The 14,993-nt window shown below is 62.7% G+C and carries 14 protein-coding genes; 12 read left to right on the top strand and 2 right to left on the bottom strand.

Translation table 11 applies throughout. The annotated features are described in order from the left end of the window. Nucleotides 1-40: 40 nt before the first annotated feature. From G3N59_RS15370 to tssF, 12 genes are all read left to right on the top strand, one after another. Nucleotides 41-1,237: a CoA transferase gene (locus G3N59_RS15370; protein ID WP_205983482.1), complete on the top strand. Its 1,197-nt coding sequence runs from the start codon at nt 41-43 to the stop codon at nt 1,235-1,237. A gap of 11 nt (nt 1,238-1,248) precedes the next feature. Then, the gene (locus tag G3N59_RS15365) at nt 1,249-2,172 is read left to right on the top strand and encodes a hydroxymethylglutaryl-CoA lyase (RefSeq protein ID WP_205983481.1); all 924 of its coding nucleotides are present in this window, start codon (nt 1,249-1,251) and stop codon (nt 2,170-2,172) included. 47 nt (nt 2,173-2,219) lie between these two features. Beyond that, entirely contained in the window at nt 2,220-2,777 is a 558-nt protein-coding gene (locus tag G3N59_RS15360) for a VOC family protein (RefSeq protein WP_205983480.1), read from the top strand. Nucleotides 2,778-2,859: 82 nt separating this feature from the next. Beyond that, nucleotides 2,860-4,026: a porin gene (locus tag G3N59_RS15355; protein WP_205983479.1), complete on the top strand. Its 1,167-nt coding sequence runs from the start codon at nt 2,860-2,862 to the stop codon at nt 4,024-4,026. Nucleotides 4,027-4,066: 40 nt separating this feature from the next. After that, nucleotides 4,067-5,353: an alpha/beta hydrolase gene (locus tag G3N59_RS15350; RefSeq protein ID WP_241023466.1), complete on the top strand. Its 1,287-nt coding sequence runs from the start codon at nt 4,067-4,069 to the stop codon at nt 5,351-5,353. A gap of 31 nt (nt 5,354-5,384) precedes the next feature. After that, a complete protein-coding gene (locus G3N59_RS15345; RefSeq protein ID WP_241023465.1) occupies nt 5,385-6,452 on the top strand; it encodes a phosphotransferase family protein in 1,068 nt (355 codons plus the stop codon). Then, nucleotides 6,446-6,832: a DUF6285 domain-containing protein gene (locus G3N59_RS15340; protein ID WP_205983477.1), complete on the top strand. Its 387-nt coding sequence runs from the start codon at nt 6,446-6,448 to the stop codon at nt 6,830-6,832. The genes G3N59_RS15345 and G3N59_RS15340 overlap by 7 nt, the downstream gene beginning before the upstream one ends. A gap of 13 nt (nt 6,833-6,845) precedes the next feature. Continuing rightward, the gene (locus G3N59_RS15335; protein ID WP_205983476.1) at nt 6,846-8,138 is read left to right on the top strand and encodes an acyl-CoA dehydrogenase; all 1,293 of its coding nucleotides are present in this window, start codon (nt 6,846-6,848) and stop codon (nt 8,136-8,138) included. Between the two features lie 91 nt (nt 8,139-8,229). Beyond that, entirely contained in the window at nt 8,230-9,543 is a 1,314-nt protein-coding gene (locus tag G3N59_RS15330) for an MFS transporter (protein WP_205983475.1), read from the top strand. Nucleotides 9,544-9,595: 52 nt separating this feature from the next. After that, complete coding sequence (locus G3N59_RS15325; protein ID WP_205983474.1) at nt 9,596-10,657, top strand: cyclase family protein; 1,062 nt, start codon at nt 9,596-9,598, stop codon at nt 10,655-10,657. 64 nt (nt 10,658-10,721) lie between these two features. Continuing rightward, on the top strand, nt 10,722-11,108 hold the full coding sequence (locus G3N59_RS15320) for a nuclear transport factor 2 family protein (protein ID WP_205983473.1): 387 nt from the start codon (nt 10,722-10,724) through the stop codon (nt 11,106-11,108). 344 nt (nt 11,109-11,452) lie between these two features. Then, a complete protein-coding gene (gene tssF / locus G3N59_RS15315; RefSeq protein WP_205983472.1) occupies nt 11,453-13,315 on the top strand; it encodes a type VI secretion system baseplate subunit TssF in 1,863 nt (620 codons plus the stop codon). Nucleotides 13,316-13,615: 300 nt separating this feature from the next. On the opposite strand, the gene G3N59_RS15310 is transcribed toward tssF, so the two are convergent. Beyond that, on the bottom strand, nt 13,616-14,638 hold the full coding sequence (locus G3N59_RS15310) for a peptide ABC transporter ATP-binding protein (protein ID WP_205983471.1): 1,023 nt from the start codon (nt 14,636-14,638) through the stop codon (nt 13,616-13,618). Then, a partial coding sequence (locus G3N59_RS15305) for an oligopeptide/dipeptide ABC transporter ATP-binding protein (protein WP_346777886.1) occupies nt 14,635-14,993 on the bottom strand: 359 nt, incomplete at its 5' end. The genes G3N59_RS15305 and G3N59_RS15310, both read right to left, overlap by 4 nt.

Below are 14,993 nucleotides of genomic sequence, written 5' to 3'. Positions count from 1 at the left end.
TTTATCTACGCAGAAGTCAAAGACACTGGAGACATCGACCTTGGCCCTCGAACACATTACTGTCCTCGATCTGACCCACATGTTGTCCGGCCCTTACGGCACCATGTTGCTGGCCGACCTGGGCGCACGCACCATCAAAGTCGAACCGCCGGGTCGCGGCGAAGGCACGCGACGCCTGCTCGAACATGATCCCGACTATTCGCGCGACGGCATGGGCGCCTACTTCCTCACGCTCAACCGCAACAAGGAAAGCGTCTGCGTGGATCTGAAGACCGAAGCCGGGCGCGAAGTCTTCCTCGATCTCGTGCGTCGCGCCGATGTCATTTACGACAACTTCAGCGTGGGCGTCACGCAGCGCCTGGGCATCGATTTCGACACGCTTTCGCAGATCAATCCGCGCATCATCACGTGCTCGGTGACGGGTTTCGGCCAGACCGGCCCGCAAACGCAACGTCCGGCTTTCGATCAGGTCGTGCAGGCCATGGGCGGCGGCATGTCGATTACCGGCACGCCCGCATCGGGGCCGACGCGCAGCGGCATCCCCATCGGCGATCTGGGCGGCGGCGTGTTCGGCTCGATGGGCGTGCTCGCCGCGCTGGTCGAACGGGAGCACACGGGGCGCGGCCAGCATGTCGATGTGTCGATGCTCGACGTGCAGATCTCGCTGCTCAACTACATGGCGACGATGTACTTCATGTCGGGCGACGTGCCGCAAGGCATCGGCAACGGACATTTCGTGCATGTGCCTTACAACTGCTTTCCGACTGCCGACGGCCACATCATCATCGCCTGCATCGGCGATCCGTTCTTCGAGCGCTTTGTCGAATGCATCGACCTGCCCGCGCTGCGCAAGCCCGAATATCTCGCCCAACCGGTGCGCTACGCGGCGCGCGCCGAGATCGACGCGCTCGTGGCCGAAACGCTGCGCGGCCATTCGACGGCTTACTGGCTCGACCGGCTCAACGCGGCGCGCATTCCCTGCGGTCCGGTCAACAACTTCGCGCAGGCGCTGCAGGACCCGCAGGTGCTCGCGCGCGAGATGGTGGTCGAGGTAACGCTGCCGCAGGGCGAGCGTCTGCGCATGCCCGGCAATCCGATCAAGCTCTCCGGCGCCGCGCCGCGCGCCTACGGCACGCCGCCGCAAGTGGGCGAACAGACCACTGAAGTTCTCAGCGGCTGGCTGGGCTACACCGAAGCCCGCATCGCCGCATTGCGCGCCGCCGGCACGATCGCCTGAGGCCGCCGACGATGACAGCCGACACGATTCATATCACCGACGTCGCCCCGCGCGACGGCTTGCAGAATCAGGCCGTGCATCTGTCGACCGATGAGAAGCTCGGCCTGATCTGGCATCTCGTGCAGGCAGGCGTGACCAGCGTGGAAACGACGAGCTTCGTCTCGCCGAAGGCCGTGCCCCAGATGGCCGACGCCAGCGACCTCACCGGCCACGTGCAGGCGCGCTGGCCGCAACTGCGCAATTCGGTGCTGGTGCCCAATCTCAAGGGACTGGAGCGTGCTCACGCGGCTGGCGCCCGGGAAATCGCCGTCGTACTCTGCGCCACCGAAACCATGAACCGCAAGAACATCAACATGGGACTCGATGCCGCGCTGGACGTGTGCGAGCAGACGCTCGCGCAGGCTCGCGCGCTCGGTCTGCGCACGCGCGCCTATGTGGCCGTGGCCTTCGACTGTCCGTTCGAAGGCGAAACGCCGCTTGCGGTCGTGCTGCGTCTTGCCTCGCGCATGGCCGAGGCGCACGCCGGCGAAATCGTTATCGCCGACACCATCGGTTCCGCTGCGCCTCTACAGGTCAAGCAACGCTTGAGCGCGCTGCGGGACGCGGTGCCGCTCGAACGCCTCGCGGTCCATCTGCACGACACGCGCGGTCTGGGCGCCGCCAATGCGTGGGCCGCGTTGGAAGCCGGCGTGCGCCGCTTCGACAGCAGCGTGGGCGGCATCGGCGGTTGTCCGTTCGCACCGGGCGCGGCGGGCAACCTGGCCACGGAAGACCTCGTGCTGATGGCGCAACGATGCGGCCTCGCAAGCGGCATTTCACTCGATCCCCTGCTCGACGCCGTCGATTTCGCCGAAACGCAGTTGCAGAAACCGCTTGGCGGGCGCTCGAGCGCATGGCTGCGGCGCGAGCGCGCCAAACGTCGCGAAGCCCTTTGATTTTCTAGCGCACTGGACAAAAATCACACAGACAAGGAGACGTCAGCATGACCAGAGAGACGAACACCGAATTCGACATCCTCGGTGTCAACCATATGGCCATCGTCTGCAAGGATATGGCGAAGACGGTGGCGTTTTATCGCGACGTACTCGGCATGCCGCTGATCAAGACCATCGATCTTCCGGCGGGCATGGGACAGCACTTCTTTTTCGGCATCGGCAATGGGGACGCCATCGCCTTCTTCTGGTTTCCCAACGCGCCGCAGGCGCATCCTGGCATTGCGGCGCCGGCGCATCTGCCCGGCCACGGCTCGATCACTTCGGCGCACGGTTCGCTCAACCATATCGCCTTCAATATTCCCGCCGATAAATTCGACGCCTATGTCGAACGTCTTGTCGAAAAAGGCGTGCAGATTTCCCGCGTGATGAATCACGACAACTCGCCCGCGCAGATCAGCGCGACGATGAACAAGGACGTGTTTCTGCGCTCGGTGTACTTCTTCGATCCCGACGGCGTGTGCCTCGAATTCGCGTGCTGGACGCGCGAGCTCAATGCGCAGGACGTGAGCTACGAAACAAGCGCGAGCGCACATGCGCCCAGTTGATCGGGCGTAAGAGGTTCCTGGTTTCATTGCGGCATCAGATCGCTAAACCACAAAAATAAAAAATCCCGGAGACAAAACGTCAATGAAAGAAGCTCTCATCGCTTCAGCCGTAGCCGCTTGCGCGCTCGGCATGGCAAGCACCCCAGCCCACGCGCTATCGAGCGTGACCTTGTACGGCATTGCCGATACCGGCATCGAGTTCGTCAACCGTGTTTCCAGCGCAAGCAGCGCGGGGAGCAAATTTGGCATGCAGAACTACGGCAGCCTTTCGGCGTCGCGCTGGGGCTTGATGGGTCAGGAAGACCTCGGCGGCGGTTTGCAGGCGTTCTTCTGGCTCGAAAGCGGCTTCCAGCTCGGCAACGGCTCGCTCGCGGGCGGCTTGCAGTTCTCGCGCCAGTCGGCAGTCGGCTTGCGGCAGACCGACTGGGGCCAGCTTGCGTTCGGCCGCCAGTACACCAGCCTCTACTGGGGCATGTACCGCTTCATGCCGTTCGTGACCGGCATCGCGTACGAACCTGGCATCGTGGCGGGCGGTGGCAGCTACACGGAAGACAACACGATTCAGTACACCGGAAAATTCAGCGGTATCAACGTCGCGGCGCACTACTCGTTCGGCACGGGCTTCGCGTATCAGGGATCGCAGGTGTCGAGCATTCCCGATGGCGGTGTGCCGGGCAATTTACGCGCGCAGTCGGGTATTGGCGCGGGCGTGTTCTACCTGGGCAATTCGTTCGGGATCGGCACGGGCTACGACCAGACCAACCCCACCGCGAGCGCCACCGCGCCAACCGGGGTCGCGCGCCTCGCCTATCTGGCCGCGAGCTATCAGTTCGAACGTGTGCGTCTCATGGGCGGCTACCGGTGGCGCAATTCGACGTTCGGAAACGGCGTCACGCAGATTCGCGACGACTTCTACTGGGCGGGCGTGAAGGTCTCGCTTACGCCGGCGGTCAATCTGATCGGCGGTTACTACTACGACCGCGCAAAACGCGCGGCACTCACCTCGACCAGCGCCAACATGAACCTTGCGAACTTCAGCCAGGTGAGCCTGATGGCGACGTACAGCCTATCCAAGACCACCACGCTCTACGCGGCGGCGGCCTATGCGCACAACGGTCCGCTCGACGACGACACCTTGCTGCAGACCGGCACGGCGCTCGGCTACGGCAACGCCAGCACGGCCAATGGTCTTGCCGATGGCCAGAAAAGTCAGGTGGGCGCGACCGTGGGTCTGCAGGTCAATTTTTAATGCAATGCCGGAACCGGCAACCAACCAAGGAATCATCGACATGCGCCTGATCGCGAAAACCTACTGGAATGGCACCTGGATCAAGTTCCGGGAACCCGTGGAAGACTTTGCCGATTGCCAGCAGGTCACCGCCTACGCGAACGACGGCGGACAAAGCCGCGGCCTGTACTGGACGCCCAAAAGCAATCCACGCCCGCGCGTCGCGGTGGTGGCGGGACATCCGCGTGTGGACTTCAGCCGTCACTATCTGTTCCCGCAACTGCTGCGCGCGGGTTACGCGTGTCTTGGCGCAAACGTGCGCACCACCGGCAACGACATGACCTGCATACACGAGCAGATCATCCTCGACATCGCCGCCCAGGTGCAGTGGCTCAAGGAGGAGTGCGGCGTCGAACAGGTGATCTGGCTGGGCAATTCGGGCGGCGGATCGCTCGGCGGCTTCTACCAGGCGCAAGCCCAACTGCCGCCTGCCGAACGTCTCGCCCTGACGCCGGGCGGGCGTCCCACGACCTTGCGCAGCGCCGTCATGCCGACCTTCGACGCGATGATCGTGCTCGCCGCTCACAGCGGCCAGGGGCTGATCCTGAACGAGACGATCGATCCTTCCGTGGTCGACGAACATGCCCCGCTGCTCACCGACGCAAGCCTCGACATGTACGACCCCGCCAATGGCTTCCGGCCGGCGCCCGAGTGGTCGCGCTATACGCCGGAGTTCCAGCAGCGCTATCGGGCGGCGCAGCTCGCCCGTGTGGCACGCCTCGATGCGCAGGCGCGCGCGATGATCGCCGACCAGCGCGAAGCCGAATTGACGTCCGCCGCGCCGGGCTTCTCCTCGCTGGCGCCCGCCCAGCAACGCACGATCCTGCAGCGCGCGGCGTTCCAGCCGGTGATGACGATCTACCGCACGATGGCGAATCTGCACTACACGGACAACTCCATCGATCCGAGCAATCGCGGCTACGGCAGCCTGCTGAGCGACCGCCCGGATCTCATGAATTTTCAGCTGCTGGGTTTTGCGCGTGTGCTGACGCCCGATGCGTGGCTCTCGACCTGGTCGGGCCTGTCGAGCAACGCCAACCTGCTGAAGAACGCGCCGTCCATCAAGGTGCCGATGATCTTCGTTCATGCGGGACGCGATCTGGACTGCTACCTGAATACGCACTCGCGGCCCATCTTCGACGCGTTCGGCAGCGACGACAAAACCTTCGTGGAGTTTGCGGACCAGCTTCACTACTTCGAGCCGGACGAAGGTCAGGACGACAACGCAGGCGCCCTCGCCCAGGCCGCGAAAGTCGTGCCCTGGCTGAAAGAACGCGCGCCGCTGTGAGCGCGACTCCGTCATGAAAAAGGAGGCCGCCTTGGCGCGCACGGACAATGCATTAACAGGGGATTCAGCAGGCGCGCACGCGGCGTCTGCGAACGAAAGCGCGCGCCTGCTTGACGGGTTGCAGGCCATCGTCTCGCGTCTTGCGAGCGGTGGCGCGCGCGTGGCGAATCTGCGGCGTCTATCCGGTGGCGCAAGCCAGCAAACGTGGGCGTTCACCGTTGCTGGACAACACGGGGAACACGCACGCATTCTGCGGCGCGGCCAGCCTGACGCCGGGCATCGCGGCAGCGCCAACGTGGGCTTCGCGGCGGAGGCACTGTTGTTCGAACTGGCTGCCGCAGCGGGTGTCCCCGTTCCGCATGTGGTCCATGTGCTGCGACCGCAGGACGGACTCGGCGATGGCTTCGTGATGGAGCACGTCGAAGGCGAGACGCTTGGCAAGCGCATCGTGCGCGACGCGCGCCTCGCACACGCCCGCACGCGGCTCGCGGCGCAGTGCGGCGAAGCGCTCGCACGCATCCACGCGATCGAGCCGAGCACCTTGCCGCGTTTGCGCGTCGCCCCCGCCGACGTGGAAATGGCCTACTGGCTCGGTCAGCATCGGGCCTACGGCATGGCGAACCCGGTATTCGAGTGCGCGTTCCAATGGTTGCGCCGTCATCTACCGCCCGCGCCGCGCGTCTGCACCCTCGTGCATGGCGATTTTCGCAACGGCAACCTGATCGTCACCGAAGCAGGCTTGCGCGCCGTGCTCGACTGGGAACTCGCCCATATCGGCGACCCGATGGAGGATCTCGGCTGGCTTTGCGTGAACGCCTGGCGCTTCGGCAATGCGGACAAACCAGTCGGCGGTTTCGGCACGCGCGAGCAATTGTTCGCCGCATATGAAGCGGGCGGCGGTCAGGTCGATTTGCAACGGGTTCGCTTCTGGGAAGTGTTCGGCACGCTGAAGTGGGGCATCGTCTGCGAAGGCATGGTCTACGGCTGGCTCGACGGTACGGAACGCGAAATCGAAAAAGCCGCAATTGGCCGCCGTACCTCGGAGGCGGAAATCGATTTGCTCGCCATGCTCACCCACACCGGAGCCGCCTCATGGTGAATCCCCCCAGCGCCGGGCAGCTGCTCGAAGCGGTCAGCGCTTTTCTGCGCGACGAAGCGCTGCCCGCACTCCAGGGCGCGGCCGCTTACAAGGCGCGCGTGGCCGCAAGCATGCTCGACATCGTGCGACGCGAACTCGTGCTCGCTCCGGATGCGCGAGTCCGCGAAGAACAGGCGTTGCGCGAGCTGCTTGGCGAACGCAGCGGCACGACAGACGCTTTGACACGCACGCTCTGCGAGCGCATCGCCAACGATGCGATCGATCTCGACACACCGGGCGTCGCCACGTTCCTGTGGCAAATCACGCTGGACAAGCTGGCCGTGGACCAGCCCGGCTACGACACCTACCGCGCTGCCCTCGCCCGCAACGACACCGAATAACAGGAAGCCTGAAATGAACTTCAATCTACCCGATGCGCTCACGGCCTATCTGGCCGAGCTCGATGCCTTTATCGCCGATGAAATCGTGCCGCTGCAGGCGCAGGACGACAACGAACGCTTCTTCGACCATCGCCGCGAATGGGCGCGCACCGACTTCGACAATGGCGGGCTGCCGCGTCACGAGTGGGAAGAACTGCTTGCCCAGGCGCGCCGCAGGGCCGATCGCGCCGGGCATCTGCGCTTTGCGCTGCCGCGCGAATTCGGCGGCAAGGACGGCGGCAATCTCTGGATGGCGGTGATCCGCGAGCATCTGGCGGCCAAAGGGCTGGGGCTGCACAACGATCTGCAGAACGAGCACTCGATCGTCGCGAATAATCCCTTCGTGCTGGTGATTCGCGACTTCGGCACGCCGAAGCAATGCGACCAGTTGATCGCCGGCATGCTCGACGAACGTGTGAAGCTGGCTTTCGGCCTCACGGAGCCCGAGCACGGTTCGGATGCCACGCATATGGAAACGCGCGCGGTGCGCGAAACCCGCAACGGCCTGGCCGGCTGGCGTATCGACGGCGAAAAGATGTGGACCACCGGCATGCACGTGGCCACGCATTGTCTGGTCTTCGCCCGTACCAGCGGCAACGACGGCGACGCCGCGGGCATCAGCGCGTTTCTCGTGCCCGCACAAGCCAGCGGCGTGAAGATCGAAGAGTATCTGTGGACTTTCAACATGCCCACGGATCACCCCCGCGTGAGTTTCACCGATGTCTGGGTCGCACAGGATACGTTGCTCGGGCCGCTGGACGGCGGGCTCGCAATCGCGCAGCACTTCGTGCATGAGAACCGCATCCGTCAGGCAGCGTCGAGCCTGGGCGCCGCCGATTACTGCGTCCGCGAAAGCGTGAAATATGCGCGCGCACGACGCCCCTTCGGTCAGGAACTCGCGCAAAACCAGGGCATCCAGTTTCCGCTGGTCGAACTGGCGACGCAGATCGAAATGCTGCGTCTGCTGATCCGCAAAACCGCCTGGGAAATGGATCAGATGCCCAAGCCCGAAGTCGAGCGCCAGCTCTCCGACAAAGTCTCCATGTGCAACTTCTGGGCGAACCGGCTGTGTTGCGAAGCTGCGGATACGGCCATGCAGGTGCACGGCGGATTGGGTTATTCGCGGCACAAGCCTTTCGAGCATATCTATCGCCACCATCGCCGCTACCGCATCACGGAAGGCGCAGAGGAAATCCAGAAGCGCAAGGTCGCGGGCTTTCTGTTCGGCTATATGGGCCCGAACAAGATCGCGCGTGCGGCGGGTTGACCGCTCTCGCGTGCAAGGCCCATGTAACGCCTCTGAACGGGCGCCTTTCGATCGAGCGCCCCCGAATCCCTCTTCTCGCGCAGACTTCCCGATGAACGATACCGCCTTCAGTTCCGCACCCCACTCGGCCGAGGCCACGAATGCGCCGCGAACGCGCGGCCAGTTTCGCCTGATTGCCGCTTGTTCGCTTGGCAACGCGCTGGAGATTTTCGACTTCACGATCTATAGCTTCTTTGCGCTGCTGATCGGCAAGCTGTTCTTCCCGTCGAGCAATCCTTATATCTCGCTGCTGCTATCGGTGGCGACGTTCGGTATCGGCTTTGCGATGCGACCGCTCGGCGGCTTCGTGATCGGCAACTATGCGGACCGGCGCGGCCGTAAAGCCGCCCTCACGCTCACGCTTTCGCTGATGGTGGCCGGGACGCTGTGCATCGCCGTCGCGCCGTCCTACGCGAGCGCCGGTGTGCTGGGCACGCTCATGGTGCTCGCCGGCCGCTTGCTACAGGGCTTTTCCGTCGGCGGCGAATTTGCCGCTGCCGCCGTGCTGCTGATGGAATCGGGTCATCAGCAAGGTCGTGGCTGGCGCGTGAGCTGGACGCTCGCCACCCAGGGCATCGCGTCGGTGGTGGGCGCGCTTTGCGCAGCGGCACTGCACGCTGCGCTCCCCACGGCCGCGCTGGAAAGCTGGGGCTGGCGCCTGCCGTTCCTGATCGGCTTGCTGATTGCGCCGGTAGGCATCTACATCCGCTCGCATCTGGATGAGACACACCAGCCGCGCGAGCAGGGGCCGAGCCCGCTGCGCATGCTATGGCGCGATCATCGCGGCCTCGTGATCAAGGGCATCATGGCGACGGCGGCCGGCACCGCGACCATGTATCTCGTGGTGTTCTTCATGCCCACGTACATGATTCGCGTGCTGCATCTGCCGCCGGCGCTCTCCCTGCTCTCCGGCTGCGTGACCGGCGCGACCGTGACCGTGGCCGCGCTCGTCTCGGGTCGTCTCACGGATCGTCTCGCGCGCCGCAAACCGCTGGTGCTGACATCGCTGACGCTGAGCATGCTCGCGGTCTATCCGGCCTTCTGGCTCATTACTACGTATCCCAGCGTGCCGCTCGTCATCTGCCTTGCCACGCTGCTCACCGCCTGCATCAACCTCGGCATGACGCCGCTCTTTCTCGGCATCATGGAGACGCTGCCGATCGAGGTGCGCACTAGCGGCATTTCAGTGATTTCCAGCGTGGGAATCGCGGTGATCGGCGGCTCGTCGCAGTTCATCGTGACGTGGTTGCTGGCGCGAACCGGCAATCCGATGTCGCCCGCCTGGTACATGCTGGTGTGTTGCGTCGTGACGGTGCTGGCCGTGATGAGCATTCGCGAAACGCCCAGGCGTGAAGGGGCGCGATAAAAGGCGTCATTCGCATCGCTCTCGACTGACAACACAACACGGAGACAACACCATGCGCTGGCAGCAACGTCCGCAGGGTTCCAACTGGGGGGATTTCGGTCCCGACGATCAACTCGGCCGGGTCAATCTGATCGGCCCCGAACAGGTTGTGAAAGGCGCGCGCGAAATTCTCGCCGGCAAGAGTTTCTGTCTGTCCTTGCCACTCGACTATCCGGGCGAAAACAAGCTCAACCCGCCGCGACACGCACCCGTTCTGCGCCCGAATTTTTATCGCGAAGGCGAGCCGTTCGTGAACTTTCCGGTGGCGCGCATGGACCCGCACGCCACCGACGTAGTCTGTGACGATCAGGTTGTGCTGTCACTGCAATACTCGACGCAATGGGATTCGCTCGCGCACGTGGGCGCGCTGTTCGACGCCGACGGTGACGGGCTGGCCGAGCGCGTCTATTACAACGGCTATCGCGCCAACGAGCACATCATCGGTTCGGTCACCTACGACGACGCCCCGCCGTTCACGCCACACGCGTGCTGCGGCACGGGCACCAGCGAGGCACGTGCGCTCGGCATCGAGAATCTCGCGGTTAAAGGCATGCAGGGTCGTGGCGTACTCGTCGATCTCGCGCATGCCTATGGGTTCGGCGCGAGCGACATCGGCTACGACGAACTGATGCGCGCTTGCGAGACGCAGCGCGTCCAGATCGAGCCCGGCGATATGTTGCTGTTGCGCACCGGTTTTGCCGAAGTCGTTCTTTCGATGCAGCGCAATCCCGATCCCGAGCGCCTGCACCAAAGCTGCTGCGCACTCGACGGGCGCGACGAGCGGCTACTGAACTGGATCAGCGATTCGGGTATCGCCGCGCTGATCGCGGATAACAACGCTGTCGAGCGCTTCCCTGCCCGCCCCGCGCCGCGGGACGAAAAGCAGTATCCGTTGCTCCCGTTGCACCATCATTGTCTGTTCAAGCTCGGCCTGCCGCTGGGTGAACTCTGGTATCTGCGCGAGTTGGCCGACTGGCTGCGAGACAACCGTCGAACGCGCTTCATGTTGACCGCTCCGCCACTGCGCCTGCCCGGTGCGATGGGTTCGCCGGTCACGCCGGTCGCGACGGTTTGAGTCGCGTCGTACGCCATGGCGAATACTGGCGTCTTCTTTCCATGCAAACCTTGAGGAGCCGTTTATGTCCGAAGCCACTGCTATCTGCGAACTGGCCACGCGTTTTTTCGACGCGATCGAAACAGGCAACGTTCAGGATGTCGAAGCATGTTTTTCGCATGATGCCGTTGTGTGGCACAACTTCGACGACCTCGAACAACACTGGACGAAAATTGTCCCCACGTTGGCGGGGATGATCGAACGAATTAGCGATCGACGTTACTCGAACCGGCGGCTCGTGCCGTTTTCAGGCGGCTTTGTGCAGCAGCATCTTCTGAGCGGTGTGCGCAAGGATGGAGTTCGGGTCAGCCTCACCGCTGCGCTGATCGCCGAGGTGAAAGACAACCGGATCACCCGTATCGACGAATATATCGATTCGGCACAAATTCCAGCATTTCTGGTTCAGGTCTAGAGCGCTCGTTCTCTGGTACACACACGATGGCGTTATCGTTGCGGCCATGCGTCAAAACCAACGACAACGCCAGAAGGAGGAGACGCGAATTGTCTGTTTCGCACGGCTACGTGGCCACTACCGTCGATGACATTGCCGACGCCGCGAGTAGCACACGCGTCACTTTTTAATTTCAAAAACTTGCGATATCTAACATTTTTATGACAGCCTAAAAACCTCGTATTCAGAGTGACAGGATATTATTCGTCGGCGGATTTTGAATCTGCATCGCATCTGGATAAATCGGCTTTTTGATTTTCAGATACTTCGCTTCGCATATCGAATTAAATATAAGCGGAAGATGAATGAATAATCTGCTGCCTCACTACGAATACGAGATCGGCCTGCTATCGCGCGGCTTGAACGAATTCGCCCAGCGTCACCCGAAGATCGGCGCCAGGCTCGGAATCTCGAACGGCATGGACGATCTGCATGTGGACAGGATGATCCAGACGTTTGCCCTGCTGGCCGCGCGCGTCGAGGCAAAAATCGAGGACAGCTTTCCAGAATTCACGCAGGCGCTACTCGAAGTGCTCTACCCGGAGTTCCTTCGCACCGTACCGGCCTGTGCGATCGCTCAATTCGATCCCACCGCGATCTCTGGCCAGTTGACGGCTCCGCTGGTTGTGCCGCGCGGAACCACGCTCGATGGGATCGCTGTACCGTGCCGGTTCCGCACGGTGTACGACATCGCGCTGTCACCTCTGCTCATTCATTCCGCCCGCTATGCACCGGCGACACTCGCACCGTCGGCAGTCCGCCTGCCAACCGATACCACGGGCACACTTTCGGTCACGTTCGCCAGTGCAACGGCTTCCGGAATATTCGACGCTACGATACCCGCGGGCTCCATACGCACTCACATCTTCGGCGAACGAGCGCTCGTGAATTCAACAATGGATGCCCTGCTGCTACATGCGAGTGCTGCATTTGTAGAAGTCGATCATTGCGGCCACTGGCTCGCACTCGACGAAGTCCCAGTCGACATGGCTGGCTTCAGCGAAGACGAGCACCTGCTGCCGCCGGAAGCAGCCCGTACATCGGGTGCCCCGCGAAGCTTGCGTGAATATTTCGCGTTTCCCGAGAAGTTTAATTTCCTGAACATCGATCTCGGGCGAATTCGACGTGCGGCCAATTCTCCAGAAGCGAGGTTACTGACTTTACACGTTGCGCTTCGCGATATACCGATGGATTCGATCGCCGCACAAGCACTGAACGGTCTGGATGCATCGGCCTTTAAATTGTTCTGCTCGCCCATTGTGAATCTGTTCAGGTGCGATGCGTCGCCCATCCCGTTGACGGGTTCCGACACGGCTTATCCCGTGACGCCTGTGCCGTTGCAAAGCGAATCTGCACTCGACGTGTATTCGATCGACGCCGTCCATCTGAATGATCGAATGCAATCGGAACGCGAAAATGCGCAACCGACGCAGCGAGTCGAAGTCAGCCCCTACCGAACCTTGACCCACGGCGAATCTCTCCATCGAAGCACGACCTACTGGACCGCGTTTCGCGATCCCGACCATCCCGGCGACGCATCAAGGGCTCAGCTACTGATATCGCTCGTCGACTTGAACGGAGAAATCGCGCGCGTAAGCCAGCAGCAAATGGACGTCGAGGTCACGGCAACCAATGGCGATCAGCCATCACATATGTCGATTGGCACCCCGGCTAGCGATCTCTTGCATGAGGGCGCAGCGCTAACCTGCCCGATCCGCCTGCTCACGCGACCAACCTTGCCTGGCGCGCTGCCACAAGGGCAAGACGCCTTATGGCGTGTTATTGCAGGCCTGGCCCAACGCCCATTCGATCGACCTCAAACCGGACTCGCGGCGCTCAAGGAATTCCTGAAGCTGCACGCACCTCGCACGAGCAGTTCGCAACGCACTATCGATGCGATCGTTGGACTGGAATATCGGCCTGCGCTTCGATGGATGTCGCTTGCCTGCCGGTTTCCATCGTTCGTGCGCGGCGTGGAGATTCACATCACGCTTGACGAAAACGCAATGCGCAACAATGCATTAAGTCTGTTTTCCCGGATTCTGGACCAGTTCTTTGCGCCTTACGCTCAGGCAAACAGCTACGTACAGGTGCTTTTCCAATCTGCGCAAACGGGAAAACACTTGCTGATGTGCGCTCCCCAGCCGGGTACGCACCCGCTGATCTAGTCAGAACGTCCACACCGCAGCCCGTAATCAAGCCGACCGCCATTTCGCACACAGTCAATACGGCATGATCCCCGGAGATAACCTCTTCTGAGAGCCACCACATCATGGGACTCAAAAGCCCAGCGCGAGCTTCGCAGGACTTATTCCTTGGCATACCTTATCTTTGACACTGCGCGCGAATACGCTTAGATATGCAGTCCGTTGCAGCTAGCGGTTCATCGCGCAGCCATTCTGCATCGTCCTGGGCCCCGCGAAAGCCCAGGACGTTGGCGGCGCGCAAAACGACGCGCCGCCGTCGCTTCAAGCATCCGATTCCCCCACCTCCTCTGCACGATGGCAGGATACCTGACGGCCATCGACTTCGCGAAGTTGCGGCACTTCCTGGCGGCATCGCTCGACCGCATACGGGCAGCGCTGATGGAACGTGCAACCCGAAGGCGGATTCAGCGGCGAAGGCAATTCCCCTTCGAGCTTGATCTTCACGCGGCGATCTGCCTCGAAGATCGCAGGCGTCGCCGACAGCAGCGAGCGCGTGTACGGATGGCGCGGCCGCCCGATCACCGTGGCCTTGTCGCCCAGCTCCGCGACACCGCCCAGATACATCACCATCACGTCATCAGCGATATGCTCGACCACGGCCAGGTTGTGCGAGATGAACACATAGCTCGTGCGGAACTGCTCCTGCAGATCCATGAACAGATTCAGGATCTGCGCCTGGATCGACACGTCGAGCGCGGACACCGGTTCGTCCGCCACCACGATCTGCGGATCGAGAATCATCGCGCGCGCAATCGCCACACGCTGACGCTGGCCGCCCGAGAACATATGCGGATAACGCTTCGCATGCTCCGGCCTCAAGCCGACGATGCGCATCATGTGCGCGATGCGGTCCGCGCGCTCGCTGGCCGTGAGCTTGGTGTTGATCGCGAGCGGCTCGCCCAGCGTCTGCTCGACGGTCTTGCGCGGATTGAGCGAGGCGAACGGGTTCTGGAACACCATCTGCACGCGTCGGCGCAGTGCTGAGATCTGCGCGCTGCCCGCGCTCGCCACATCTTCGCCGTCGATGGTGAGCGTGCCGGACGTGGGCGGCTCGATCATCGTGAGCTGGCGCGCGAGCGTGGACTTGCCGCAGCCCGACTCGCCCACCACCGCGAGCGTGCGCCCGCGCGTGAGCGAGAACGACACGCCGTTGAGCGCCTTCACGGTGCCCGTGCCGAACATGCCGCGCCTGACCGTGTAGTGCTTCTTCAGATCGTGCGCAACGAGCACTTTTTCTTCATCGTGCCGGCCCGGTTGAGCCGCGGATTGCTGGACTGCGTTCATCGCGCGCCTCCGTTCAGGGTTTCAGTCGCCACGTTCAGCGGCTTGATGCAGCGCACGAGCGCACAGCCGCTCGCGTCCGCCACCGCGTCGAGCGTCGGGCGCTTGCGGTTGCAGTCGTCCACCACGTATTTGCAGCGCGGCGCGAACAGGCAGCCTGTGGGACGATCGTCGCGGCCCGGCACCATGCCCGGCAGCGCGGCCAGACGCGCCGCACCCTGGTTGTGCTCGGGAATCGCCGCGAGCAGCGCTTCCGTGTACGGATGATGCGCACGCGCAAAGATATCCGGCACGCGGTTGGTTTCGATGATCTCGCCCGCGTACATCACCGCCACGCGCTGCGCGACCTCGGAGACCA

The sequence above is a fragment of the Paraburkholderia sp. Ac-20340 genome (assembly GCF_017104965.1).
In the GTDB taxonomy this organism is placed as follows: Bacteria; Pseudomonadota; Gammaproteobacteria; order Burkholderiales; family Burkholderiaceae; genus Paraburkholderia.
This window is presented reverse-complemented; position numbering and strand designations above follow the sequence as displayed.

Coding starts and splice junctions, on each gene's coding strand:
- G3N59_RS15340 (WP_205983477.1), top strand. CDS start 6,446: ATGGTGAATCCCCCCAGCGCCGGGCAGCTGCTCGAAGCGGTCAGCGCT.
- G3N59_RS15350 (WP_241023466.1), top strand. CDS start 4,067: ATGCGCCTGATCGCGAAAACCTACTGGAATGGCACCTGGATCAAGTTC.
- tssF (WP_205983472.1), top strand. CDS start 11,453: ATGAATAATCTGCTGCCTCACTACGAATACGAGATCGGCCTGCTATCG.
- G3N59_RS15310 (WP_205983471.1), bottom strand. CDS start 14,638: ATGAACGCAGTCCAGCAATCCGCGGCTCAACCGGGCCGGCACGATGAA.
- G3N59_RS15365 (WP_205983481.1), top strand. CDS start 1,249: ATGACAGCCGACACGATTCATATCACCGACGTCGCCCCGCGCGACGGC.
- G3N59_RS15335 (WP_205983476.1), top strand. CDS start 6,846: ATGAACTTCAATCTACCCGATGCGCTCACGGCCTATCTGGCCGAGCTC.
- G3N59_RS15360 (WP_205983480.1), top strand. CDS start 2,220: ATGACCAGAGAGACGAACACCGAATTCGACATCCTCGGTGTCAACCAT.
- G3N59_RS15325 (WP_205983474.1), top strand. CDS start 9,596: ATGCGCTGGCAGCAACGTCCGCAGGGTTCCAACTGGGGGGATTTCGGT.
- G3N59_RS15330 (WP_205983475.1), top strand. CDS start 8,230: ATGAACGATACCGCCTTCAGTTCCGCACCCCACTCGGCCGAGGCCACG.
- G3N59_RS15320 (WP_205983473.1), top strand. CDS start 10,722: ATGTCCGAAGCCACTGCTATCTGCGAACTGGCCACGCGTTTTTTCGAC.
- G3N59_RS15355 (WP_205983479.1), top strand. CDS start 2,860: ATGAAAGAAGCTCTCATCGCTTCAGCCGTAGCCGCTTGCGCGCTCGGC.